The sequence below is a fragment of the Micrococcus sp. KBS0714 genome, assembly GCF_002008305.4.
Taxonomy (GTDB): domain Bacteria; phylum Actinomycetota; class Actinomycetes; order Actinomycetales; family Micrococcaceae; genus Micrococcus; species Micrococcus luteus.
Window position 1 is genome coordinate 795,594 of the sequence record NZ_CP042169.1, and the last position, 24,215, is coordinate 819,808.

Annotated in this window: 27 protein-coding genes and 1 other RNA gene; 18 read left to right on the plus strand and 10 right to left on the minus strand. The window is 73.6% G+C overall.

Annotation, left to right across the window (positions count from 1 at the left end; translation table 11 throughout):
* Nucleotides 1-37 precede the first annotated feature (37 nt).
* A complete protein-coding gene (locus B1A86_RS03645) occupies nucleotides 38-1,441 on the plus strand; it encodes an MFS transporter (RefSeq protein WP_036339096.1) in 1,404 nt (467 codons plus the stop codon).
* Nucleotides 1,442-1,460: 19 nt separating this feature from the next.
* Here the strand turns inward: B1A86_RS03645 and B1A86_RS03650 are convergent, their stop codons facing one another.
* Nucleotides 1,461-2,039 (minus strand): dienelactone hydrolase family protein, encoded by a 579-nt coding sequence (locus B1A86_RS03650; protein ID WP_070708710.1) that lies wholly within the window; start codon nucleotides 2,037-2,039, stop codon nucleotides 1,461-1,463.
* A 578-nt stretch (nucleotides 2,040-2,617) separates the two neighbouring features.
* Nucleotides 2,618-5,617, minus strand: coding sequence for an FtsK/SpoIIIE domain-containing protein (locus B1A86_RS03655; RefSeq protein WP_078025994.1), 3,000 nt, complete (start codon nucleotides 5,615-5,617; stop codon nucleotides 2,618-2,620).
* 237 nt (nucleotides 5,618-5,854) lie between these two features.
* Between B1A86_RS03655 and B1A86_RS03660 the strand changes: the two genes are divergently transcribed.
* From B1A86_RS03660 to ssrA, 15 genes are all read left to right on the plus strand, one after another.
* On the plus strand, nucleotides 5,855-7,081 hold the full coding sequence (locus B1A86_RS03660; protein ID WP_010079081.1) for a CpaF family protein: 1,227 nt from the start codon (nucleotides 5,855-5,857) through the stop codon (nucleotides 7,079-7,081).
* Nucleotides 7,081-7,938 carry a type II secretion system F family protein gene (locus B1A86_RS03665; RefSeq protein ID WP_078025995.1) on the plus strand — a complete coding sequence of 286 codons (858 nt, stop codon included), beginning with the start codon at nucleotides 7,081-7,083 and terminating at the stop codon, nucleotides 7,936-7,938. Before B1A86_RS03660 ends, B1A86_RS03665 begins: the two co-directional genes overlap by 1 nt.
* On the plus strand, nucleotides 7,935-8,876 hold the full coding sequence (locus B1A86_RS03670; RefSeq protein WP_078025996.1) for a type II secretion system F family protein: 942 nt from the start codon (nucleotides 7,935-7,937) through the stop codon (nucleotides 8,874-8,876). Before B1A86_RS03665 ends, B1A86_RS03670 begins: the two co-directional genes overlap by 4 nt.
* Before the next feature lie 87 nt (nucleotides 8,877-8,963).
* Nucleotides 8,964-9,170 (plus strand): hypothetical protein, encoded by a 207-nt coding sequence (locus B1A86_RS03675; RefSeq protein WP_010079078.1) that lies wholly within the window; start codon nucleotides 8,964-8,966, stop codon nucleotides 9,168-9,170.
* 2 nt (nucleotides 9,171-9,172) lie between these two features.
* Complete coding sequence (locus B1A86_RS03680) at nucleotides 9,173-9,601, plus strand: TadE/TadG family type IV pilus assembly protein (RefSeq protein WP_036381779.1); 429 nt, start codon at nucleotides 9,173-9,175, stop codon at nucleotides 9,599-9,601.
* Complete coding sequence (locus tag B1A86_RS03685) at nucleotides 9,585-10,013, plus strand: hypothetical protein (protein ID WP_036313982.1); 429 nt, start codon at nucleotides 9,585-9,587, stop codon at nucleotides 10,011-10,013. Before B1A86_RS03680 ends, B1A86_RS03685 begins: the two co-directional genes overlap by 17 nt.
* Nucleotides 10,013-10,471 (plus strand): Tad domain-containing protein, encoded by a 459-nt coding sequence (locus B1A86_RS03690; RefSeq protein WP_036381775.1) that lies wholly within the window; start codon nucleotides 10,013-10,015, stop codon nucleotides 10,469-10,471. Before B1A86_RS03685 ends, B1A86_RS03690 begins: the two co-directional genes overlap by 1 nt.
* The gene (locus tag B1A86_RS03695; protein WP_049147203.1) at nucleotides 10,468-11,202 is read left to right on the plus strand and encodes an alpha/beta fold hydrolase; all 735 of its coding nucleotides are present in this window, start codon (nucleotides 10,468-10,470) and stop codon (nucleotides 11,200-11,202) included. The genes B1A86_RS03690 and B1A86_RS03695 overlap by 4 nt, the downstream gene beginning before the upstream one ends.
* Nucleotides 11,203-11,214: 12 nt before the next feature.
* The gene (prfB, locus tag B1A86_RS03700; protein WP_049147200.1) at nucleotides 11,215-12,336 is read left to right on the plus strand and encodes a peptide chain release factor 2; all 1,122 of its coding nucleotides are present in this window, start codon (nucleotides 11,215-11,217) and stop codon (nucleotides 12,334-12,336) included.
* A 217-nt stretch (nucleotides 12,337-12,553) separates the two neighbouring features.
* Entirely contained in the window at nucleotides 12,554-13,621 is a 1,068-nt protein-coding gene (locus B1A86_RS03705; RefSeq protein WP_168196744.1) for a 2,3-butanediol dehydrogenase, read from the plus strand.
* A 189-nt stretch (nucleotides 13,622-13,810) separates the two neighbouring features.
* Nucleotides 13,811-15,019, plus strand: coding sequence for an acetyl-CoA C-acetyltransferase (locus B1A86_RS03710; protein ID WP_078025998.1), 1,209 nt, complete (start codon nucleotides 13,811-13,813; stop codon nucleotides 15,017-15,019).
* Nucleotides 15,020-15,050: 31 nt separating this feature from the next.
* Complete coding sequence (locus B1A86_RS03715; protein ID WP_078025999.1) at nucleotides 15,051-15,860, plus strand: CoA transferase subunit A; 810 nt, start codon at nucleotides 15,051-15,053, stop codon at nucleotides 15,858-15,860.
* Entirely contained in the window at nucleotides 15,857-16,522 is a 666-nt protein-coding gene (locus tag B1A86_RS03720) for a CoA transferase subunit B (protein WP_078026000.1), read from the plus strand. Before B1A86_RS03715 ends, B1A86_RS03720 begins: the two co-directional genes overlap by 4 nt.
* Before the next feature lie 129 nt (nucleotides 16,523-16,651).
* Entirely contained in the window at nucleotides 16,652-17,167 is a 516-nt protein-coding gene (gene smpB, locus B1A86_RS03725; protein WP_044659238.1) for an SsrA-binding protein SmpB, read from the plus strand.
* Nucleotides 17,168-17,302: 135 nt separating this feature from the next.
* Nucleotides 17,303-17,674, plus strand: a transfer-messenger RNA (tmRNA) gene (ssrA, locus tag B1A86_RS03730).
* Between the two features lie 80 nt (nucleotides 17,675-17,754).
* Here ssrA and B1A86_RS11695 read toward each other — a convergent pair.
* From B1A86_RS11695 to aroA, 6 genes are read right to left on the minus strand one after another with little or no spacing between them, the layout of a single operon-like run.
* Nucleotides 17,755-17,943 carry a hypothetical protein gene (locus B1A86_RS11695; RefSeq protein WP_246836845.1) on the minus strand — a complete coding sequence of 63 codons (189 nt, stop codon included), beginning with the start codon at nucleotides 17,941-17,943 and terminating at the stop codon, nucleotides 17,755-17,757.
* A gap of 42 nt (nucleotides 17,944-17,985) precedes the next feature.
* Nucleotides 17,986-18,201, minus strand: coding sequence for a hypothetical protein (locus B1A86_RS11700; RefSeq protein ID WP_246836846.1), 216 nt, complete (start codon nucleotides 18,199-18,201; stop codon nucleotides 17,986-17,988).
* A complete protein-coding gene (locus tag B1A86_RS03740) occupies nucleotides 18,198-18,761 on the minus strand; it encodes a CrcB family protein (protein WP_225348401.1) in 564 nt (187 codons plus the stop codon). Before B1A86_RS03740 ends, B1A86_RS11700 begins: the two co-directional genes overlap by 4 nt.
* Nucleotides 18,761-19,600, minus strand: a complete 840-nt coding sequence (gene hisN, locus B1A86_RS03745; protein ID WP_078026002.1) for a histidinol-phosphatase — start codon at nucleotides 19,598-19,600, stop codon at nucleotides 18,761-18,763. Before hisN ends, B1A86_RS03740 begins: the two co-directional genes overlap by 1 nt.
* 29 nt (nucleotides 19,601-19,629) lie before the next feature.
* Entirely contained in the window at nucleotides 19,630-20,730 is a 1,101-nt protein-coding gene (gene rsgA / locus B1A86_RS03750) for a ribosome small subunit-dependent GTPase A (protein ID WP_078026003.1), read from the minus strand.
* A complete protein-coding gene (gene aroA, locus B1A86_RS03755) occupies nucleotides 20,730-22,160 on the minus strand; it encodes a 3-phosphoshikimate 1-carboxyvinyltransferase (RefSeq protein ID WP_078026004.1) in 1,431 nt (476 codons plus the stop codon). The genes rsgA and aroA overlap by 1 nt, the downstream gene beginning before the upstream one ends.
* A gap of 200 nt (nucleotides 22,161-22,360) precedes the next feature.
* Between aroA and B1A86_RS03760 the strand changes: the two genes are divergently transcribed.
* Both B1A86_RS03760 and rsrA read left to right on the plus strand, forming a co-directional pair.
* Nucleotides 22,361-23,077: a sigma-70 family RNA polymerase sigma factor gene (locus tag B1A86_RS03760; RefSeq protein ID WP_036314006.1), complete on the plus strand. Its 717-nt coding sequence runs from the start codon at nucleotides 22,361-22,363 to the stop codon at nucleotides 23,075-23,077.
* Nucleotides 23,074-23,352 carry a mycothiol system anti-sigma-R factor gene (rsrA, locus tag B1A86_RS03765; RefSeq protein WP_060974333.1) on the plus strand — a complete coding sequence of 93 codons (279 nt, stop codon included), beginning with the start codon at nucleotides 23,074-23,076 and terminating at the stop codon, nucleotides 23,350-23,352. Before B1A86_RS03760 ends, rsrA begins: the two co-directional genes overlap by 4 nt.
* Nucleotides 23,353-23,490: 138 nt before the next feature.
* On the opposite strand, the gene B1A86_RS11900 is transcribed toward rsrA, so the two are convergent.
* Nucleotides 23,491-23,565 carry a 50S ribosomal protein bL37 gene (locus B1A86_RS11900; protein ID WP_095346645.1) on the minus strand — a complete coding sequence of 25 codons (75 nt, stop codon included), beginning with the start codon at nucleotides 23,563-23,565 and terminating at the stop codon, nucleotides 23,491-23,493.
* 44 nt (nucleotides 23,566-23,609) lie between these two features.
* On the minus strand, nucleotides 23,610-24,215 hold the full coding sequence (locus B1A86_RS03770) for a GDSL-type esterase/lipase family protein (RefSeq protein WP_004167659.1): 606 nt from the start codon (nucleotides 24,213-24,215) through the stop codon (nucleotides 23,610-23,612).

Below are 24,215 nucleotides of genomic sequence, written 5' to 3' on the forward strand. Positions count from 1 at the left end.
CCGGGGCGTGCCTTGACCCCTCCCGTAGGATTCGACGGTGGACTTCGGAGCGTACGGACGGCTGTTGCAGGACCCTCGGATCCGCCATCTGCTGGCGGTGGGGTTCATCGCCCGCTTCCCGCACACCGCGGCCGGGGTGATCCTCACCCTGCACGTGGCGCTCACGCTGGGCCTGGGCTACGGCCAGGCCGGCCTGGCTGGGGCGGCGATGACGCTGGGCATCGCGGTGGGCTCGCCGTGGCGGGGCCGCGTGGTGGACGCGAAGGGGCTGCGCCGTGCACTGCTGCCCTCCGTGATCGCGGAGGCCGTGATCTGGCCGATCGTCCCGTGGCTGCCGTTCTGGCCGATGCTCCTGGCCGTGTTCCTGGGCGGCGTGTTCTCACTGCCGATCTTCTCCGTCGTCCGGCAGGGACTCGGCGTGCTCACCCACGGCAAGGACCGGCAGACGGCGTTTGCCCTGGACTCCATCGTCACGGAGACGATCTTCATGATGGGCCCGGCGCTGGGCGCCGTCGTCGCGGCCACGTGGTCGAGTGCCCTCGGCCTGACCATCGTCGGCCTCTCCAGCGCGCTGGGCGGCATCCTGCTGATGTGGTTCAACCCGCCGACACGGTCGAGTCAGCTGGCCGTCGTCGGACCGGCGACCGAGGATCCCTACACCGAGGAGCAGGACCGTCAGGAGGCGATCGCCCAGGCGGTGACCGCCGCGCCCATGCACGTGGAGATGGCCGCCCCCAGCCTGGCGACCGGTGCGCTGCCGGCCATCACGGAGGCCATCCCCCTGGTCACCGGGTCGCTGCCCGTCATCGCCGCGGACGGCTCCGGGCCGACGACGGCGCCGCGCCGGGCCCGGGCCGAGCGGCTGCGGCAGTGGCGGCGGACCCACTTCTCCTGGGTCGGGCCGGAGGTGCTCGGTGTGCTCGTGGTGTCGATGGCGGCCGGGATCGTCATGGTCGGCACCGAGGTCTCGATGGTGGCCGAGCTGGAGTCGCAGGGCGCCGCGGCGTCGGTGGGTCTGGTGTACGCGTTCTGGTGCGGCGCCTCCGCCGTGGGCGGGCTCTTCTATGGGGCCTGGGGCCGCCAGGTGCACCCGTACCTGCTGATGGCGCTGTTCGCCGTGGCGACGGTGCCGCTCGCGCTCGTGGACGGGGTGTGGGCGCTCGCGCTGGCCTCGATCCCCTCGGGTCTGCTGACGGCGCCGACCCTGGCCTCGGCCTCGTCCCGGCTCTCGCACCTCGTGGTGGAGGAGCGGCGCGGCGAGGCGATGGGCTTCTACGGCTCGGCCATGACCGCCGGCGCCGCCATGGGCGCCCCGCTGGCCGGCGTGTTCATCGACGGCGTCGCCCCGTCCGCGGGCTACGTGTTCGCGGCGGCCGCGGGCTTCGTGCTCGTGCTGCTGGCCGCCCTGGCGACGGTGATGCGCGGGCGGCGTCCCGCCTGAGCCGGACCCGCTCCGCGCGTCAGGCCAGGAGCTCGTGGATGCGGCGGACCAGCACGGCGGTGAGGTCCGCGTCGAAGTCCGCGGTGGAGGAGTTCATGAACAGGTGCCGGTCCGTGTCGTACTCGAAGAGGTCGGCGGGGCGGTCCGGGTGCTCGGCGGTGGCCGCGTAGGAGCGGGCGGTCGCGAGGTCGCCCTCGAGGGCCCAGGGGTCGCGGGTGCCGAGGTGGATCTGCAGGGCGGTGTGGGGCTGCCAGAGCGGGGCGTAGGCGTCGAGGGCCAGGACGCCGGCCATGGCGATGCACGCGCGGAAGCCGGGGACCACCTGGGCGGCACGCCAGGCGGGCATCACGCCCATGCTGATGCCCGCGACGACGGAGGCCTCCTGGTGCTCGGCACACGCCCGCATGCCGCGTCGGCCGATCTCCTCGAAGCCGAGGTGCTGGGCGTGGGCGACACCCTCGTCCACGGTGGCGAACGTGCGGCCGTCGTAGAGGTCAGGGGTGTGGACGGTGTGACCGCCGCTGGCGATCTGTTCGGCGAGCGCGCGCACGCCGTCTGTGAGACCGAGGGCGTGGTGGAAGAGGACGATCTGCGCCATGGGTCAGAGCGTAGACCGCGGTGAGCGGCTGCCCCAGAGTGCGGGTGGGTGATCGGGGCGAAGAAGTGAGGTGGCTCGCGTCTGTCGCCACGGGTGAGTTGCCGCTCATTGCGTGGAGGGCAAGCGCAGTGTTTCTCCGACCGGTGCCCTGGGTTCTCGTTGCAGCGCTCCTCCCCGGGCGTGCTCTGCTGGGTGGGGGCGAGACTCGGGGACGCATGCTGTCGGTGCGGATGCGGAAAGGAGGCTCCTGCCCACCGGAGACTGCGCGAGCGAGCGGCGAGGAATCTTCTGCATGAGTGCCGAGGCACTCGTGCGATCGGTCACGGGGCTGCTCGAGGCAGGAGCGGGCAGCGGCCTCCTGGCCTCATCCGTCCTGCGACCTTCGGGACGTCTTCGCCGGACGATGCCGCGGCCGCTTCGGACGTACGGCGACGAAGGGGCGCCCTGTCCGACTGCTCCTGGCGACCTCGACCACGGCATCCACGTTCGACGGAGGACGGGAGAACGTCTCGCCGGGTGGACGTCGGAGCTGAGTCCACCGTTCCGCTGCGGTCACACGGGAATCGCCGTCAGTGCGGTCACGCCGGGGCGGGAGACGCGAGCTGGCAGGGCATGCCGGGTTCGGGGACGGCGGGACTGATGTGCACGGCCCGCCCCGGCAGGGGCTCGACCTCGGTCAGCCGGGGCCAGATGAGCCGGTGCTCGGCGTTCGTCCCGGCCGGCACGAAGAAGCGGTGGGGCAGGTGCAGCAGCAGCCGGCCCGTCGCCAGCTCTCGGCCGCCGAACACCGCCAACCGCAGGCCGGCGGCGGTCGGACGGCCGAGCCAGTCGTGCACGTCCTCCTCGACCGTGCGGTAGGTGTCCCCGACGCGCAGGCCGGACCACGCGTTCCAGCCCGTGATCACCGCCGTGCCGCCGGCGGCCGCGAGCTCGCGCAGGCGGGCCAGGGCGGCCTCCCCGGCCCCCTCGGCGTCCGGGGTCAGCACCGGCGTCCCGGACCGCGCGGCCGCCGCGGCCTCCCCGGTGCCGTCCAGCACGGCCACCGGCCGGCCGCTGCGCAGCGCCACTTCGACGACGGCGGCCAGCGTCTCCGCGCGACCGCCCGCGGCCTCGACGATCCATGCGGTGCGTCCCTCCGCGCCGGTCGGCCACCGCCAGGGACGGTGCCGGCCGTGGGCCGCGTCGTCGAGCAGGGCCAGGGCCGTGGCCTCGGCCCGGCGAGCGCGGTCCGGCACCCAGCGCTCCGGCAGGGCGGGGGTGACCACGGGCGGGGGTGTGGGCCAGTCACCCGCCGCGTAGTTCTCCACCAGGACCGAGACGACGGCCTCCCAGGGGGCGACGGCCGGGGCGGCCGCGGCCTCGCCCAGCCGCCGCCACACGGGCGTGCCGCCGTCGACCGTCCACTGGGATGCGCGGAACGAGACCGTCGGGCGCCCCGCCGTCGAGAGGATCGCGGAGCCGGGGCGACGCGGGTCGAGCCGGGCCGCGGCGGCCGTGCCCACGAGGTCCCACGACTCCTGCTCCGTCGCGGTGCGCAGGGCGATCGTGCTGCCCAGGTTCGAGCGCAGGTCCGAGCCCACCGCACCCGTGGCCCGCTGCGTGGCCAGGATGAGGTGGAAGCCGAGGGAACGGCCCGTGGCGGCCAGACGCTGCAGGACGGCGGCTGCGTCCGGGTGGTCGTCCACGAGCACGCGCAGTTCGTCGATCGCCACGACGAGCCGAGGCAGCGCCGCGTCCGGATGGCGGCGGCGGAAGCCGGGATAGTCGCTGACCCCGGCCTCCGCGAAGAGGGCCTCGCGGCGATGCAGCTCCGCCCGGATGGCGCTCAGCGCCCGCAACGAGGCCGTTCCCACGTGGTTGGTCTCCAGGCTCATCGTGTGGGGGAGCGCGCCCAGCGGACCGAACGACGCACCGCCCTTGAAGTCCAGCAGCAGGAACGCGACCTCGGCCGGCGGGTGGTGCGCCGCGGCCCCCAGCAGGAGGGACAGCAGGAGATCCGACTTCCCGGATCCCGTGGTGCCCGCGATGAGCAGGTGCGGCCCGTCGGCGGCCAGGTCCATCTCGACGACGCCCGTCTCGTCGCCGCTACGGGCGAGGGTCACGGTGAGCCCGTCGACGGCATCGCGGGCGCCCACCTGCCCCGGTGGTGTGAGCGTGCCGTCGCCGTCGTCGGCGGGCAGCAGGCCGAGGTCCACGACGTCGTCGGCCAGCTCGGTCAGCCAGGCGACCAGGGTGCCGTCGGCGAGGCCGTCGGCGGTCACGTCCTCGAAGCGCTGTTGTTCGGCCGGGACCACGACGGTGCGCCCGCGCAGGTCGACGACGGCGTCCCCCGGCGCAGGCGACGGCCCGGTGAAGTCGTACCGCGTCCAGGGCAGATCCGCCCGGGCCGTGGGCGTCGTCCCCGCGTCGCCGCCGATGGCGGCCCGCCACGCTCGCCACGCCGGATCCAGTGCCGCGTCCTCAGGAGCCGACACCAGCAGCCGCGGGCCGGACCCGCCCGACCACCAGGTGCGGCGGACTCCACCGGCCTCCACCACGAACGCGCCGTCGGCGGCCACCGCGTGCCGCAGGAGCTGGAACACCGCCCACCGGCAGGCCCCGGCCACATCGCGCGGCGGCCCGAGCACGACGACGCGCGACTCCGGCGGTGACGTCGTCATCACGGTGCGCCGCGACGTGACGGCCTCCACCCATGCCTCGTCCGGGTCGTCCCGCGACAGGGACAGCGCCCCGACGCCGGAACCCCACGAGACCGCCACGGCCTCGTCGGCCCCCGACGTCAGCCCGAAGCGGTCCGTCGCGCCGGAGCGGACGGCGCGGGCCACCGCACCGGGGCTCAGTGCCGCCTGAGCCCGCCGGCGCACGAGCGCGTCCGCGCGGGCGGCGAGCAGCCGCGCATGCCGCAGCCGGGTACGGCGCTGCATCGCCAGCATGACCAGCGCCACCGTCACGGACAGCACACCGAACAGCAGGAACACCGGGTTGCCCATCATCAGGACCAGGGCGACCCCGAGCACCAGCGGGCCCAGGGCCGCCACCAGCGGGATCACGACGGACTGCCGGGCCGGTGGGGATCCGAGGTCGACGGCGGGCGGCTCCGGCGTGACCGGCCGCGGCAGGGCGGCCCCGGGCCCGCGGACCAGGCCCAGGGCGGTCCGGCCCACAGGGAGCGGGCTGCGGCCGTCCCACAGGCGTCCGGTGTCCCGAGGACCGTCGTGGACGTGCAGCCCGGTGGGCGCGAGCCGCAGACGCATCGGCCGCGACGGGGCAGAGGGGTCGTCCAGCAGCAGCCGCGCCCCACCGCGTCCCGTGCTCAACCCGCCCTCCCCCAGAGGGACGAGGCGGCCGGCGTCGGGTCCGTGCTCGGTGACCACCGCGAGCTCCGGCCCCCGGGCCGGTGCACTCCCGACCCGTTCCGCGTACGTCACGCTGCGCGGCCCGGCAGCGCACCGGTGCAGCGACCGGGCGGGAAAACGTTCCCGCACCGCCCGGTCCTGCTCGTCCGCGTCGGCGGGGAAGTGCTCCACCCGCCATGTCTCGGGAGCGGCCCCGCCCAGGATCCGCACGCTCCAGGCCATCCCCGCCCCTCCCTCCTGAGACCGGCGACCGGCCCGTCCGGCCGCCTGGGGACGACCCTGCCACGGCCTGATGGCGGCTCGGGCGGCCTGTGGACAACTCCCCGTCGAACGGGACCGCCGCCACGTTGTCCACAGTCATGGTGTCCTGGACCACACGCATCGACGGAACGGGGTATCTTCCTGATCGAGACATGTGCGGCGCTGGGGATGGCGCCGAATCGGGCACAGGAGGGACACATGGATGCGGTGCGCATTCTCGAGGACGAGATCCGGGAGATCGTCCGGCGGCAGGGCATCGACCCGCAGCGTGAGCACGCCCGGGTCCTGACGCTCATCCAGGACGCGGCCGCGGACTACGAGTCCCGCGCGATGGTCAGCTCGCTGCCGGACCTGGAGGATCCCGTGGCGGCGCGGCAGGACCTGTTCGACCGCATCGCGGGCCTCGGGCCGCTCCAGCGGCTCATGGACGATCCCTCCGTGGAGGAGATCTGGCTGAACGCGCCGGACGCCGTCTACTGCGCGCGGTCCGGCCGCTCCGAGCTGACGGGCATCGTCCTGACCGAGGAGGAGGTGCAGGACCTCGTCGAAGTCATGTTGAAGTCCTCGGGCCGGCGGCTGGACCTGTCGATGCCGTTCGTCGACGCGGCCCTGCCAGACGGTTCGCGCCTGCACGTGGCCATCCCCGACATCACGCGGCGGCACTGGGCCGTGAACATCCGGAAGTTCATCGCCCGGGCGCGCCGGCTGGACGACCTCGTCCGGGGCGGTTCCCTCACTCCGACGGCGGCCCGCTTCCTGGACGCGGCCGTGGACGCGGGCATGAACATCCTCGTCAGCGGGGCCACCCAGGCGGGCAAGACCACCCTGCTCAACTGCCTGGCTTCGGCCATCGGCCCGCGGGAGCGGGTGATCACCGTGGAGGAGATCTTCGAGCTGCAGATCCCGGTGCGCGACGTCGTCGGGCTGCAGTGCCGCCAGCCGAACCTGGAGGGCCACGGCGAGATCCCGCTGCGTCGCCTCGTCAAGGAGGCGCTGCGGATGCGCCCGGACCGCCTGATCGTCGGCGAGGTGCGCGAGGCCGAGGCGCTGGACATGCTCGTCGCTCTGAACTCCGGCCTGGCCGGCATGTGCACGATCCACGCGAACTCGGCCGCGGACGCGCTCACGAAGCTCTGCACGCTGCCGCTGCTGGCCGGGGAGAACATCTCCCGGGACTTCGTCGTCCCGACGGTCGCCACGTGCATCGACGTCGTCGTGCACTGCGAGCGCGACCGTCAGGGCCGCCGGCGGGTGCGGGAGATCCTCACCGTCGGCTCACGGGTGGAGGGCGGGGTCATCGAGACGTCGGCGCTCTTCCAGCGTGACGCCGAGGGCGACCTGCGCCTCAACGAGGGTGCGAACCTGGAGTTCGAGGCGCTCGCCCGTCGCGGCGTGGACGTCCACGAGCTGGTGGGGCTGCGCTGATGGCCGCGCTGCTGGGGCTCGCGCTCGGCTGCGGCCTGTTCCTGCTGTGGTGGTCCCTCTGGTCCCCTCCCACGGAGAGACCCGGGGCCGCCCGCCCCGACTCGCGCCTGCGTGTGCTGATCGCCCAGTCCGGCATCCAGCGTCTCAGCCCGGCCGGCGTCGTGTCCGCCATGGCCGTCGGCGGTCTCGTGGTCGGGCTGCTCGTCCTGTCGCTGACCAGTACGTGGACCATCGCCGCGTGCTTCGCCGTCTTCGGCGCGGCCGTGCCCTGGCTGCTGCTGTCCTGGCAGGCCCGCCGGCGGTCCACGGCACTGCGCGAGCTGTGGCCGGACGCGATCGACCACGCCCGGTCGGCCATCCGCGCGGGCCTGACTCTCCCGGAGGCGCTCATCCAGCTCGGGGAGACCGGGCCGGAGGGGCTGCGCGAGCCGTTCCAGCAGTTCGCCCGGGACTACCGGGCCGGAGCCCGCTTCGTGGACGCACTGGACCGGCTCAAGGCCCGGATGGCCGACCCCGTCGCGGACCGCCTGGTGGTCTCGCTGCGCCTGACCCGCGAGGTCGGCGGCGCCGACATCGGCCGTCTGCTGCAGACCCTCTCCGAGTTCCTCCGGCAGGACGCCCGCATCCGCGCCGAGCTCGAGGCCCGGCAGTCGTGGACCGTGAACGCGGCCCGGTTGGCGGTGTGCGCCCCGTGGCTCGTGCTCCTGCTGCTGGGGACCCAGCCCGCCGCGGTCGCGGCCTATCGGTCCGCCGCCGGCGGGGCCGTGCTCCTCGCCGGCATGGTGGCCTCCGTCGTCTGCTACCGCGTCATGCTCCGCATCGGCGCGCTGCCCCGGGAGAAGCGGGTGTTCGCATGACGTCCGCGCTGATCTGGGCTGCGCTCCTGGGCCTCACCCTCGGGGCGGGACTGCTCCTCATCCTGGTCACCCAGCCGGTGGGCTGGCGCCCCAGCCTCGAGCAACGGGTCGAACCGCAGCTGCGCCACCACATCCCGGCCTCCCGCCTCCTCGAGGAGGAACGTGCGGGCGCCTCGCCCTGGGGAACGTGGGGACGCATCCTCGATCCCGTGGTGCAGGCCGGAGTCGGCTGGGTCCAGCGCATCTCCCCGGGCGGGGCGGCGCTCGACCGCAAACTGGCCGCCGCGGGGCTCGCGGTCACGTCGACGGACTTCCGTGCCCAGCAGGTCCTGAGCGGAGCCGCGGGGGCCGCCGTGGCGGCCGTCCTCGCGCTCAGCCTCACCGTCACGGGCCGCGTGCCGGTGATCACGGGGGTCGCCCTCGTGATCGCCGGCGGCATGGCCGGGTTCCTGCTCCGGGAGCAGCTGCTCTCCCTGCGGGTGCGACGGCGGCGCGAGGCCATCCTCTCCGAGTTCCCGTCCGTGGCCGAGCTGTTCGCGCTCTCGGTGGGCGCGGGGGAGAGCGCCGCCGGAGCGCTCGAACGCATCGCGGGGACGGCGCGCGGGGAGCTGGCCGGCGAGTTCCGCACCACGCTCGCCGACATGCGTGCCGGGGCGTCGCTGTCCGCGGCGCTCAAGGCCATGGGACGGCGCGTGCAGCTGGCCCCCGTCGAACGGTTCATCGGGGGCGTGCTCATCGCGCTCGACCGCGGCACGCCCCTCGCCGACGTCCTGCGCGCGCAGGCCCAGGACGTGCGTGAGATGGGTCGCCGCGAGCTCATGGAGGCCGCCGGCCGGAAGGAGATACAGATGATGGTGCCCCTCGTGTTCGGCATCCTCCCGCTCACGGTGATCTTCGCCGTCTTCCCCGGCATCTCCCTGATGCGCCTGGGGTTCTGAAGACCCACAACTGAATAGTCCATCCATCCACCCACGATCACCATCCACTCCGGCCGCACGGGCGGCCGGCCACCCGAGGAGGGGACCATGCTCCACCACCACGCCATCACCGTCCTGGCCGCCCTGCGCGCCCTCATCCACGACGACGTCCGCGACGAGCGCGGCGACGTCCCCGGCTGGGTGATGATCACCCTCATGTCCGCCGTGCTCGTGGCCGGCCTGCTGGCCCTCGCCCTGCCGGCGCTCCAGGGACTGTTCAACCAGGCCATCTCCCAGGTGTCCCAGGGCGGCTGAGCATGCCCCGGGGTGCTGCCCACGGCGCGCAGGCGCCCCGTGGCGGCCACACGGGTGTCCGCTGGCGGGACGACCGGGGCGCCGCGGTGGCCGAGTCCACCATGGTGATGACCCTGGTCGTCCTGCTCTTCGCGGCGCTGCTCCAGGCCGGCGTCGTGATCCACACGCGCAACGTGATGATCGACGCCGCCTCCGCCGGCGCCCGGTACGGGGCGCTCGCGGACCGGAGCCCCGAGGACGGCGTCCAGCGGGCTCGGGAGCTGCTCTCGGCCGGCGTGCCCGGCCAGTCCGGGGCCGACGTCGCCGCGGAGCTCACCAGCCAGGACGGGGTCCCGGTCCTGCGCGTCACGGTCTCGAGCTCGCTGCCCGGCCTGGGGTTCCTGCCGGGCCCGATCCCCGTGGAGGTGAGCGGTCATGCGTTCCGTCAATGACGTCCGCGACGAGCGGGGAGCGGCCACGGTCGAATTCCTGGGCCTCACCCTCGTCCTGTTGATCCCCGTGGTGTACCTGATGATCTACGTCTCCCAGGTCCAGGCCGCGGCGTTCGCCTCGGTCGCCGCCGCTGACCAGGCCGTCAAGGCCGTGGTCGCCGAGGCTGATCACCCCAGCGCAGGCGCCGCCCACGCCACCGTCGAGCTCACGCTGGCCGACTACGGCGTGGGCGCCGGCCAGTACGACCTGACCGTCGGCTGCGATCAGGGCGGCTGTGGCACGCTCGAACCGGGCGAGGTCGTCGCCGTGCGGGTGGACGTGGGGGTGCCCGTCCCTCTCACGCCGGCAGCGTGGTCGCTGACCCCCGTGACGGTGGGTTCCGACGCCCGGCAGACTGTGCCGAGGTTCTGATGCGCCGCCGCCTCACCGCTCGCCTGGGTCACGACGACGGGCAGACCACCGTCCTCACCGTCGGCCTGTGCGCCGTGCTCGTGGCCCTCATGCTGGTCATGCTCGCGGTCACCACCGTGCAGTTGCAGCACCGCCGCCTTCAGTCGCTCGCGGACTCGGCGGCCATCGCCGGGGCAGAGGAGCTCGGCTTCCGGCTGGGGGAGGACCCGGGCGTCGTGCTCTCCGACGACGACGTCGCCGCCTCCGCCAGCGCACACCTCGCGGCCGTCGGTGCCCAGGAGGCCGTGCCCGGGCTCGGCGGGATGAACGCCCGCGTGGCCGACGACGGCACCACCGTCGTCGTCACCCTCGACGCCCGGGCCGATCTGTTCGCCATGACCGGCCCGTTCGCGGGGACACTGCCCCTGTCGGTCCCCCTCGAGGCGACGGGCAGCAGTCGCACTAGCCTGGCCCGGTGATCCGCTTCCTCCACGGCATCGGTGGCCGGCCCGCCCACTTCGAGCCCCTTGCTGACGCCCTCGGCGCCGTGGCCGACCTCGCCGCCTCGCCCGCCCTGCCCGGCCACCCGGGCACGGACGCCGGCGGTCAGGGCCGCCCCCGGGCCGCACGGCCGGCGACCGATGCGGACCCCGTCCTCGACGCCGCCCGCACCTGGGCGGCGCAGGCCGGCCCCGTGCCGGGGCTGCTGATCGGCCACAGCACGGGCGGGGTCATCGCGCTGCGCGCCGTCGCCGACGGGCTGGTGCGGCCCCGCGCCCTCGTGGTCATCGACTCGAACGTCCCGGTGACGGACACCGCCCTGGCCGCCCGGGCGGCCAAGGCCCGCCTCGCCGCCCGCCCGGACTGGCGGAGCGTGCTCCGCGCCTCGCTCGCGCGGGACCTCCTCGTCCCGGAGCCGTGGCGCGAGCGGATCCTGACCGACCTGGACGCCACGCCGGACCATCCGATGCGCGAGCTCTGGGCCGCCGTCCTCGCCGCGGACACCCGTGCCCTCTGGGCCGGCATCACCGTCCCGACGCTGTACGTGCGCAGCACCCGGGACGTCCACCAACGGGACCTGGACGCGGTCACGCAGCACGCCACCGTCGTCGATGTCAGCACGGGCCACTGGCCGCACGTCACGGAGCCCGAGGCCGTCGCGGCGGCGATCCGCCGCTGGCACACGACCGGCGTCCACCCCACGCGGTAGGCTGGCCGAATCATGGCTGACACTGACTTCTCCGCGGAGATCGACTCCCTGCGCCACACCCTGGCCTCCATCGAGCAGGTCTCGGACCTCGACCGCATCAAGGCGGACATCGCCGAACTGGAGCAGCAGGCCTCCGCACCGGACCTCTGGGACGACCCGGAGGAGGCCCAGAAGGTCACCTCCAAGCTCTCCCACCGTCAGACGGACCTCAAGCGCATCACCTCCCTGGAGAGCCGCATCGAGGACCTGGAGACCATGGTCGAGCTCGCCGCGGAGGAGGACGAGCCCTCCCTCCTCGACGACGCGAACCAGGAGCTGACCTCCATCCGCAAGGCCCTGGAGGAACTCGAGGTCGTCACGCTGCTCAGCGGCGAGTACGACCAGCGCGACGCCGTCGTGACCATCCGCGCGGGCGCCGGCGGCGTGGACGCGGCCGACTTCGCCGAGACCCTCATGCGCATGTACCTGCGCTGGGCCGAGCAGCGCGGCTGGTCCACCAAGGTCATGGACACCTCCTACGCGGAGGAGGCCGGCCTGAAGTCCGTCACCTTCGAGGTCAACGCGCCCTACGCGTTCGGCACCCTCTCCGTGGAGGCCGGCACGCACCGCCTCGTGCGCATCAGCCCCTTCGACAACCAGGGCCGCCGCCAGACGTCCTTCGCGGCGGTCGAGGTGGTGCCGCTGATCGAGTCGGACGACTCCATCGAGATCCCCGAGTCCGAGATCAAGGTGGACGTGTTCCGCTCCTCGGGCCCCGGCGGCCAGTCCGTGAACACCACGGACTCCGCCGTCCGCATGACGCACCTGCCCACCGGCATCGTCGTGTCCATGCAGAACGAGAAGTCGCAGATCCAGAACCGTGCCGCCGCCCTGCGCGTGCTCCAGTCCCGTCTGCTGCTGCTGCGCAAGGCCGAGGAGGACGCGAAGAAGAAGGAGATGGCCGGCGACGTCAAGGCGTCCTGGGGCGACCAGATGCGCTCCTACGTGCTGAACCCGTACCAGATGGTCAAGGACCTGCGCACGGGCCACGAGGAGGGCAACCCCTCCTCCGTGTTCGACGGCCACATCGACGATTTCGTGGACGCCGGGATCCGCTGGCGCGCCGAGCAGGTCAAGGCCGCCCAGGAGGACTGAGCCCCACGGCGCGGCCCCGCCGCCCAGGCCACCACGACGCCGGCCCGCACCTCCGCAGCGAGGCGCCGGCCGGCGTCGCCGTTCAAGCCCCCGCAGGGGCCTCGGGCCTGGCCCGGGAGACCGGCCCGGTGGGATGCTCGAAGCACCGGGCAGGCGCCCCCGCGCGCCGGTCCGGCACCAGACTCCATTCCCACCCAGGAGGTCGACCAGCATGACCATGCGCGCCGCCCGTTGGCACGGCAAGAAGGACATCCGCATCGAGGAGATCGACTCGCCCACGGCCGGCCCGGGGCAGGTCCTCGTGGACGTCGCGTGGTGCGGCATCTGCGGCACGGACCTGCACGAGTACCTCGAGGGCCCGATCTTCATCCCGCCGGCCGGGCACCCGCACCCGATCTCCGGCGACGCCGCCCCCGTCACGCTCGGCCACGAGATGTCCGGCACCGTCGCCGCCCTGGGCGAGGGCGTCACGGACCTCGAGGTCGGCCAGAAGGTCGTCGTGGAGCCGTACATCGTGCGCGAGGAGGACCGGGACCGACCGGACTACAACCTCGCGCCGGACATGAACTTCATCGGCCTGGGCGGCGACGGCGGCGGACTGGCCGAGCAGATCGCGGTGCAGCGCCGCTGGGTCCACCCGGTGGCCGACTCCGTGCCTCTCGACCAGGCCGCGCTCATCGAGCCGCTCTCCGTGGCCCACCACGCGTGGGTGCGGGCCGGCTCTCCGACGTCGGGCGTGGCAGTGATCGGTGGCGCCGGCCCCATCGGCGCGCTCACGGCGGCCGTGCTCAAGGGCAAGGGCCTGACGGTGTACGTCTCCGAGCTCTCGGAGCTGCGCCGCCGGAAGGTGCTCGAGGCCGGCGTGGTGGACGAGGCCTTCGACCCGCGCGAGGTGGACGTGCCCGCGAAGATCCGCGAGCTGCACGACGGCCAGGGCGCGGACGTGGGCTTCGAGTGCACCTCGGTGGACGTGGTGCTGGACATGTTGCTGGACGCGGTGCGTCCCGGCGGGGTGATCGTCAACGAGTCCATCTGGGGCCACGAGCCCGCCGTGGCCCTGCACAAGCTGGTGATGAAGGAGATCGACCTGCGCGGCACGATCGCGTACGCGAACGACCACGCGGACACCATCCGCATGGTCGAGGACGGCGCCGTGGACCTCGCGCCGTTCATCACCGGCAAGATCGGCCTCGACGACCTGGTCGACCGGGGCTTCGAGACCCTCATCCACCACAACGAGACGGCCGTGAAGATCCTCGTCTCGCCGACCGGCCAGGGTCTCTGAGGCTCCGGCCCGACCCCCGGACGTCCCGACGACGGCCCGCGCCCGCAGCCGGCGGGTGCGGGCCGTCGGGTCCCTGCACCGCGGCGCGCCGTCATGGATGCGTCGTCGCCTGGCGCGCCTGTGACCGGGGTCATAGACTGCATTTGAGTGAATCGTGATGAACCGAGTTGAACGTCCCAGGAGGACCGCATGACCGCCGAGCTGCCCCAGCCTCAGCCCACCGATGCCGTGATCGTGGGCGGTGCCCGCACGCCCTTCACCCGGCTGCTCTCGCAGCAGGCCGACCTGCGCGCCGTGGACCTGGGCGCCCACGCGATCACGCACGCGCTCGAGCGCGCCGGCGTGGCCCCCGAGGACGTGGACATGGTCTACATGGGCCAGGTCGTGCAGGCCGGCGCGGGCCAGAACCCGGCCCGCCAGTCCGCGCTCGCCGCGGGCATCCCGTGGAACGTCCCGGCCATGACGATCAACAAGGTGTGCCTGTCCGGCCTCACCGCCGTGATCGACGCCGCCCGTCTCATCCGCCTCGGCGAGGCGGACGTGGTGGTGGCCGGCGGTCAGGAGTCCATGACCAACGCCCCGCACCTGCTGCCCGGCGCGCGCAAGGGCTTCAAGTACGGCCCGGCCACCATGCTCGACGCCGTCGCGTGGGACGGCCTCACCGACTCCCTGAGCCACGAGGCCATGGGCGAGCTGACCGAGTCCGGCAACGGCGAGCGGAACATCGCCCGCGCCGAGCAGGACGAGGTCGCCGCGGCCTCGCACCAGCGGGCCGCCCGGGCCCAGTCCGAGGGCGTCTTCGAGGGCGAGATCGCCCCGGTGGAGGTGCCGCAGCGCAAGGGCGACCCGCTGGTCGTCTCCCAGGACGAAGGGGTCCGACCGGACACGACCGCCGAGTCGCTGGGCGCCCTGCGTCCGGCGTTCGCGAAGGACGGCACGATCACGGCCGGCAACTCCTCGCCCCTGTCCGACGGCGCCGCCGCCCTCGTGGTGACCTCGCGGGCCTTCGCCGAGGAGAAGGGCCTGACGATCCTCGCCACGGTGGGCGCACCCGGCCAGACCGCCGGCCCGGACAGCTCGCAGCTGCACTCGCAGCCCTCGGACGCGATCAACGCCGCCGTGCGGAAGCAGGGCTGGGACGTGGCCGACCTCGACTTCATCGAGATCAACGAGGCGTTCGGCGCGGTGGCCGTGCAGTCCCTGCGCGACCTCGACTACCCGCACGAGAAGACCAACATCCACGGCGGCGCCATCGCCCTGGGCCACCCGATCGGCGCCTCCGGCGCCCGGCTGGCCCTGCACGCCGCCCTCGAGCTCGACCGGCGCGACGGCGGCCGCGCGGCCGTCTCGCTCTGCGGCGGCGGCGGCCAGGGCGAGGCCCTGATCCTCTTCCGCTGACGGACCGCCCCTGACAGAAAGGACCCCGGACATGGCTCTCGACAAGACCGTGGCCACGCCCGCCGAGGCGGTGGCGGACGTGCCGGACGGCGCGTCCCTGGCCGTCGGCGGCTTCGGGCTCTCCGGCAACCCCGTGCAGCTCATCGAGGCCCTGCTCGAGCAGGGCGCCACGGACCTGTCCGTCGTCTCCAACAACTGCGGCGTGGACGGCTGGGGCCTGGGCATCCTGCTCGGCGCGCGCCGGCTGCGGAAGATGACCTCCTCCTATGTGGGGGAGAACAAGGAGTTCGCCCGCCAGTACCTCGAGGGCGAGCTCGAGGTGGAGCTCGTCCCGCAGGGCACCCTCGCGGAGAAGCTCCGCGCCGGCGGCGCCGGCATCCCGGCGTTCTACACCCGCTCCGGCGTCGGCACCCAGGTGGCCGAAGGAGGCCTGCCCATGCGCTACGACGCGGACGGCACCGTGGTGAAGTCCTCGCAGGCCAAGCCCACGGACACGTTCGTGCTCGGCGAGGGCTACCTCAGCCAGGCCCCGGACGAGCCCGAGACCTATGTGCTCGAACGCTCCATCGTCACCGACTTCTCCCTTGTGCACGCCTGGAAGGGCGACCGCCACGGCAACCTCGTGTTCCGCAAGGCCACCCGCCAGTTCGGCCCGCCCGCGGCCATGGCCGGCCGTGTGTGCATCGCCCAGGTGGAGGAGCTCGTCGAGCCCGGCGAGATCGACCCGGACGACGTGCACCTGCCCGGCGTCTTCGTGCACCGGATCGTGGAGGTCGGCACGGACATCGAGAAGCGGATCGAGAAGCGCACCGTGCGCGCATCGGGGGAGGGGCGGGCATGAGCGAGCAGACCACCGGGCGCCCCCGGGGCCTGAGCCGCGACCAGATGGCGGCCCGCGCCGCGCAGGAGCTGCCGGACGGCGCCTACGTCAACCTCGGCATCGGCATGCCCACGCTGATCCCCAACCACATCCCCGCCGGGCGGTCCGTGGTGCTGCAGTCCGAGAACGGCATCCTCGGCACGGGCCCGTACCCCACGGAGGAGGCCGTGGACCCCGACCTGATCAACGCGGGCAAGGAGACCGTCACCGTGAACCCGGGGGCGTCCTTCTTCGACTCCGCGCTGAGCTTCGGCATGATCCGCGGCGGCAAGATCGACGTCGCCGTCCTGGGCGGCATGGAGGTCTCCGCCGCGGGCGACCTGGCCAACTGGATGGTGCCCGGCAAGATGGTCAAGGGCATGGGCGGTGCGATGGACCTCGTCCACGGCGCCGGCCGCGTGATCGTCATGATGGACCACGTGTTCAAGGACGGCACCCCCAAGATCGTCGACCAGTGCACCCTGCCGCTGACCGGCCGCGCCGTCGTCGACCGCATCATCACGGACCTGGCCGTGATCGACGTCGTCGGCACCCCGGAACAGCCCCGCCTGGCGCTCGTGGAGACCGCGCCCGGCGTCACCGAGGAGCAGGCCCGCGCGCTCACCGGCGCGCCCCTGGACTGAGCCGACGACGCCGCCCCGCGGCCCCGGCGCACCGCCTCGGCGGGCATCGGGCCGGCACGGGATAGACTGGACGGCCGCGCCCTGATCGGGGCGCGGCCGTCGCCGTGGACGCTGGAAGGACGTGAGGCCATGGGCAAGAACAGCAAGGGCAAGGCCGCCAAGCAGCCGGCCCCCGGCGAGCGCCAGGTGATCGCCAACAACAAGAAGGCGCGCCACGACTACACCATCCTCGACACGTACGAGGCCGGCATGGTGCTCACCGGCACCGAGGTGAAGTCGCTGCGCGAGGGCAAGGCCTCGCTCGTGGACGGCTTCGCGGTCTTCTACCGGGACGAGCTGTGGCTCGAGCAGGTCTACATCCCGGAGTACCTCAACGGCTCGTGGACCAACCACGCCGCCCGCCGCCGCCGCAAGCTGCTGCTGCACCGCGCCGAGCTGACGAAGATCTCCCGCCAGATCCAGGATCCGGGCCTGACCATCGTGCCGCTGTCCCTGTACTTCCTGAACGGGCGCGTGAAGGTGGAGATCGGCGTCGCGCGCGGCAACCGCGAGTACGACAAGCGGCACAAGCTGCGCGAGCAGCAGGACAACCGCGAGGCCCAGCGGGCCATGCGGATGCGCAACCGGCGCGCCGGCGTGGCCTGAGCGCGGCAGGCCCCTTGGGAATGCCCGGGGGGCGTGCTACGTTGTATCTCTCGCAGGCCCGGTTTCAGGACCGGCGGGCTCCGCGCCCTCCGCCTGCAGTGGTGATTGACAACCTCATAGAGGAGTCGCCCCCCTGGGGCCGATCGGTTTCGACGGTGTGTGTCGCGTCGGGAGAAGCGGGCCGAGGATGCAGAGTCATCTCGTCAAACGCTCTCTGCAAACCAATAAGTGCCGAATCCAAGCGCACTGACTTCGCTCTCGCTGCCTGATCAGTGATCGAGTCCGTCACCCCGAGGTCGCTGTCGCCTCGGATCGTGGCGTCAGCTAGATAGCCACTGGGCGTCACCCTCGCCGGGGGTCGTGACGCCGACATCAATCCGGCTGGGTCCGGGTTGGCCGCCCGTCTGCGGGACGGCCAGGACCGAGCAACACCCACAGCAGACTGTGCCCGGAGAAGACCCGGCAACACCTCATCGGACGCGGGTTCAATTCCCGCCGGCTCCACTCACCACCACGGGAAGGCCCCGGAATCGTCACGATTCCGGGGCCCTCGTCGTGTCCGCGCCCGGTGTGCGGCGGCCCGCCCCTCAGCCGGCCAGGACCGCGTGCAGGCCCAGTCCGGCGCCCCAGCCGACGACGACGGCCACCAGCCCCAGACCCAGATGCGCGGTCCACAGGCGGGCGGCCGCGCCCCATCGACGGGCGAGCGCGGCGTCAGCCGCCTCAGCGGCCACGGTGGACCACGTCCCCAGGGCGAGGCAGAACCCGGACAGCACGGCCGACACCGCCGCGACGAGCAGGAGCCCCTGCCCGTCGCCCTAGCCCCCGGACGCGTACACCAGCTCCGGCACGGCCAGGCCGACGGTGACGCCGAGGAGCAGGGCCGCCGTCGTGTTGGCGGTGAGCAGACCCCGGGGGCCGAGCCGGTCGGTCAGGCGCCGGCGCGCCAGGGCGCCGAGCACCCCGCCCGCCGCGAGGCAGGCCAGGAGGGCCACCTGGAAGAGAGCGAAGACCTCGTATCCCGCGCCGCTCATGCGTCCTCCTCCGAACGATCCGTCCCGACCACGCGCGACCCCGGGGCGCCCCCGGCGCGCAGGCCGAGCATGGCCGCCGCCGTCGAGAGTGCAGCCATCAGCGCGAGCACCAGCAGCACCGCTACCGCCGCGGCGAGGACGCCACCCGCCCCGGACACCGCGGCGCCCAGCCGCACCGGCCACAGCACCAGGGCGACGGCGCTGGAGATGGTGGTGAACGCACCGAGGAAGCCGGTTCCCAGCCCGGCCACCAGGCGTGGACGCCAGTCCGGCCCGCGGCGGCGCGAGGCCGCCCACAGCAGGCCGAGCAGGAACGAGCCGAGCACGTTCACCACGAACAGCGGCAGGGCCTGGACGAGCACATCCACCGCCCCGAACGCGGCGCCGAACGTGCCGCGGAAGTTGGGCGCCCCGGCCAGCGCGGTCACCGCGTTCATCACCCCCGCACCGCACAGCACGCCCGCGGCACCGCCGAGGGCCACCGCACCCGCAGTGCCGGGCCGGCGATCTGTCCCGCGCCCGCCCCTCCGGTCGGCCGTCGTCTCCCCCCGCGCGGCCATCAGGCGCTGTCCTCGGTCTCGTCACCCGCGCGCAGGCGGGCGAGGACGTCGTCGTGGAGCAGGCCGTTCGTGGCCAGCGCGTGCCCGCCGAACGGGCCGTCCTCGCCGTCCAGCGAGGTGAAGCGGCCGCCGGCCTCGCGCACGATCGGCACCAGAGCGGCCATGTCATGCAGCTCGAGCTCGGGCTCGGCCGCGATGTCCACGGCGCCCTCGGCGACGAGCATGTAGGACCAGAAGTCGCCGAAGCCGCGCACGCGCCACACGTCCGAGGTGAGCTGCAGGAACGCGCGGATCGAGCCGCGCTCGCGCCAGCCCTCGATCGAGGAGAAGGACAGCGACGCGTCCTCGACCCGATCCACGCCGGACACGGTGATCCGCTGAGCACGCGTGAGCGAGGTGCCCGCGAAGGCGCCCTGGCCGGCCGCGGCCCACCAGCGCCGGTGCAGGGCGGGGGCGGAGACGACGCCGACGACGGGCTCACCGTCGATCAGCAGCGCGATGAGGGTGGCCCACACGGGCACGCCGCGCACGAAGTTCTTGGTGCCGTCGATGGGGTCGACCACCCACTGCCGGCCGGAGCGGCTCAGAGATCCGCCGAACTCCTCACCCACGACGCCGTCGCGCGCCCGGGCACGGGACAGGGTCGAGCGGATGGACTCCTCGGCGGCGCGGTCCGCATCCGTGACAGGGGTGAGATCGGGCTTGGTGCTGACCTCGAGGTCCTGGGCCTTGAACCGGGACATCGTGATCGAGTCCACGTTGTCCGCCAGCATGTGGGCCAGCCGCAGGTCCTCCGTGAGGTCGCGGCCGCGGGTCGCAGGGTTCTCAGGTCGCTCCATGCCGCCCACGCTATACCGCGCGGGCCGCCTCAGTCCTCGGACGACGCCGCGTCCTCCGCCCCCGAGGGGGCCAGCCGGTTGCCGAGCAGACGCCGCAGCGAGGCCAGGCGTGCCGCTCCCGAGGGGCCGGCGTGGCCCGCGGCCACCCATGCGTCCAGGCCGCAGCCGGGGGAGTCGGCGGTGTGGGTGCAGCCGCGCGGGCAGTCCGCCAGTCCGCCGGCGAGGTCGTCGAAGGCCTCCACCACGCGGTCCGGCTCGACCCAGCCCAGCCCGAAGGACCGGATGCCGGGGGTGTCCACCACCCAGGTGTCCGGCAGGGGGACGCCGTCGTCGCCCGTCAGCGGCAGTGCGAGCGCGGACGAGGAGGTGTGCCGGCCCCGGCCGGTGACGGCGTTGACGTGACCGGTGGCCCGCTCCGCGCCGGTGAGCGCGTTCAGGAGCGTGGACTTGCCGACGCCGGAGGGCCCCACGAACGCGCTGGTGTGTCCGATCAGCCGCTCGGCCACCCGGGCCACGAGCGAGGCGTCCAGGGCGGTGTCCCCGGTCTCGGCCTCGAAGGTCGCCGCACCGGAGGTCATCACCTCCAGGTCCAGCGCCTCGTAGTGCGCCACCAGCGCGTCCGGATCACGCAGGTCGGTCTTCGTGATGAGGAGCACCGGGTGGATGCCGGCGTCGTAGCAGGCGACGAGGGCGCGGTCGATGAAGCCGGTCCGGGGCTCCGGATTGGCCGCGGCCACCATGATCACCAGCAGGTCGGCGTTGGCCACCACCACCCGCTCGACCTCGTCCGAGTCGTCCGCCGACCGGCGCAGGACCGTGCTGCGCTCCTCGACACGGACGATGCGCGCGAGCGTGCCCTCCTCCCCGGAGAGGTCCCCGACGACGGCCACCCGGTCGCCCGTGGCGATCGGCGTGCGGCGCAGCTCGCGGGCGCGCATCGCCGTGATCCGCTCGTCCAGGCGCTCGGGCAGCACCACGGCGTACCGGCCGCGGTCCACCGTGGTCACCATGCCGACCTCGGCGTCCTCGTGCTTGGGCCGCTCCTTCGTGCGCGGGCGGGTGCCGCGCTTGGACGGGCGCACCCGGACATCGGACTCGTCCCACGCCGAGGGATCGAGGCGCCGGGCCATCAGCGGGCCTCCTCGGCCGCGTCGCCGGGTGCCACGAGCGCGGTCCACAGTGCGGGGAAGTCCGGCATCGTCTTCGCGGTGGTCGCCACGTCCACGATGCCGGTCCCCGGCACGCGCAGGCCGACGACGGCGGCGAAGGTCGCCATCCGGTGATCGTGGTAGGTCTCGAGGGCGGCGGGGGACAGCGGCCCCGACGCGTCCGTGCCCGGGAAGCCGAGCGACGTCTCTTCCTCGTCCACGGTGATCCCCAGGCGGGCGGCCTCGGCGGTGAGCGCGGCGAGCCGGTCCGTCTCATGACCCCGCAGATGGCCGATCCCCGTCAGGCGGGTGGGCCCGGAGGCCAGCAGGGCGAGCGCGGCCGCGGTGGGGGCGAGCTCGGCCGTGTCCGCGATCTCACCGGCGCCGGTGATGCGGGGCGCGCCGTCGTCCTGGACCACCCCCGTCACCGTGAGGCGGCCGCGGGAGCGGTCCGTGCGGTCGACCGTGAGGGCCACGCTCGCCCCGAACTGCGGCAGGATCCGCCGCCAGCGGTCGCCGATCTGCGTCGTGCGGGTGGGCCAGTCCGGCACCGTCACGGAGCCGCCCGTGGCCACGGCGGCGGCCAGGAAGGGGCCTGCGTTGGACAGGTCCGGCTCGACGGTCGCCTCGTGTGCCGGGATGCGCCCCGGGGCCACGGTCCACGCCCCGGGACCCGTCTCGGCGACGTCCACCTCGAGCGCGCGCAGCACCCCGACGGTCATCGCGACGTGCTCCGGACTCGGCACGGTCTGCCCGGTGTGCCGCAGCCGGAGGCCGCGCGGCATCCCCGCGGCCGCCAGCAGCGCGGCGGACAGGAACTGGGAGGAGCCGGAGGCGTCGACCGCGACCTCCGGCACGTCGCCGTCGGGGGCCACCGTGGCCGCGTCCGCGCGGGTCGTCATCGTGAAGGGCAGGCGACCGGGCTCGCCCTCCTCGTTGACGGCCACCCCGAGCTGGCGCAGCGCGTCCAGGACCGGGGCCATCGGGCGCAGGCGCGCGCCGGCGTCGCCGTCGAAGCGGACCCGGCCGGGCCGCAGCGCGGCGACGAACGGGACGAAGCGCATGACCGTCCCCGCCAGTCCGCAGTCCACGGCGACATCCCCGGCCAGCGGCTCGCCGACCGGCATCGGATGCACCCGCAGTCCGCCGTCGGACAGGGGCTCGAACCGGGCCCCGAGCGCTGTGAGCGCCGTGCGCATCAATGCCGTGTCCCGCGACTCGAGGACGCCGTGCAGGACGCACGGACCGTCGGCGAGCGCGGCGAGCACGAGATGCCGGTTCGTCAGCGACTTCGATCCCGGCAGCCGCACCTCTCCGCGCACCGGGCCGCGCGCCACGGGCGCGGGCCAGGTCTCGGCGGCGTCGGGACGGGGGGCGGGGGAGTGCGCGGCGGCACGCGTGGGGCGGGTCACCGGACCAGCCTATCCGGCGGCTGTCGGCCGGGGTCGGCCTGTCGCGGGGGAATACCTGGAACGCTCCTGGCGCTCCACTGGACGACCCCGTACCCGTGTCGGCGCACCGGTCCCGCTCGCCGCGGACCGCAGCCGGAGAGGAGCCCCGCATGAGCGCCGCCCTGCTGACGCATCCCTCCCGGACCGTAGACTGGCCCGCGATGAGCACTGACAACAGCCGGCCGGAATTCGCCCGGCCCGAGGACGCCCCCGAGCACGACCGCGCCGACATCGACGTCGCCGCCGAGTCCGAACAGCAGCGCCGTGCCCGGTTCGAGCGTGACGCCCTCGAGTTCGTGGACCAGTTGTACTCCGCTGCGCTGCGCATGACGCGCAACCCGCAGGACGCCGAGGACCTGGTCCAGGAGGCGTACACGAAGGCCTACTCCTCGTTCCACCAGTACCGGCCCGGCACCAACCTCAAGGCCTGGCTCTACCGGATCCTCACGAACACGTACATCAACCTCTACCGCAAGCGGCAGCGCCAGCCCCTCGAGGCGGACAACCCTGAGGTGGAGGACTGGCAGATGGCCCGGGCCGCCGAGCACACCTCCGGTGGCCTGCGCTCGGCCGAGACGGAGGCCCTCGACCGGCTGCCCGACTCCCAGGTGAAGGACGCCCTGCAGGCGATCCCGGAGGAGTTCCGGCTCGCCGTCTACTTCGCGGACGTGGAGGGCTTCGCCTACAAGGAGATCGCCGAGATCCTCGACGTGCCGATCGGCACCGTCATGTCGCGGCTGCACCGCGGCCGCAAGCAGCTGCGCGAGCGCCTCGCGGACTACGCGGCCGCGCGCGGCATCAAGGCCCAGCCGAAGAAGAAGACCGGGCGCGGCGGCACGAAGCAGACCGAGACGAGCACGAAGGAGGCCACGCGATGACCGCGGACCAGCACGGCCATGAGTGCCGCGTCGCCCAGGACGCCTCCCTGGAGCGGCTGTACCAGTACCTGGACGGCGCCCTGACGCCCGAGGACATCGAGCAGGTGCGCGCCCACGTGGCGGAGTGTCCGGACTGCCGGCACCAGAAGGAGCTCGAGGAGCTCATCCGCTCGGCGGTGCGTCGGTGCTGTCAGGAGAAGGCGCCCGCGCAGCTGCGGGCCACCATCATGACCCGCATCACCCAGATCTCGACGACGACCGTCACCTGGGGCTGACACCGCGACATGCGGACCCGTGGGCACCCGATCGGGCGCCCCGACGATGACGAAGGGCCGTCCCCTGAGGGGACGGCCCTTCGTGGTCTCTGCGGTCGCCGGGTGGCACCCGGCCGGTCCGCGACGCCGATCAGCGGATCAGGCGTTGGGACGCTTGCCGTGGTTGGCGCCGTTCCTGCGGCGGTCGCGACGCTTGCGTGCACGCTTGCTCATGACGTCTCCCTTCAACGAGTCGGTCGGTGGTCCATTCTGTCACATCAGGCCGTGGGCTCGGGCAGACCGAGCCACTGGTACCAGCCCCGATGCAGCACGAGCCACGCGATGAGCCCGTGGCCCGCCTGGCCCGGCCGGCCCTGGCCGGAGGCCAGGTCCGAGCGCCACTGCTCGTGGCCCACCAGCGGGGTGAACGTGTCCACGTACACGTGGTTGCGCCGGTCGGCCACATCCAGGTAGGCGGCGTTGAGCTCGGCGAGCCGGGCGTTGCGCTGCTCGTCCAGGGTGGGCGTGGGGCCCACCACGAGCACCGGGATGTTCCGCTGCGAGGCGGTGTCCAGGACGTTGGCCAGGTTCAGCCGCGAGCGGGCGGTCGAGGTGGCCTCCAGGTCCAGGTCCGCGTCGGACAGGGCCACGACGAGGCGGTTCTCCGTCTCCTCGGAGAAGCGCCGCGAGGCCTCGCCCCACCAGCGCTCGTTGAGGTCCTCGGTGGTCTCGTGCGGCACGGCCAGCACGTAGTTCTCCAGCTCCACGTCGGGGGCCTGGGTGCGGGCGAGCACGCGGCCCCACCAGCCGATGGCGCGGGCGTCGCCCGCACCGGCCAGCAGCTGGTCGCCGACGGCGGCGATCCGGATCCGGCGGTTGTGCAC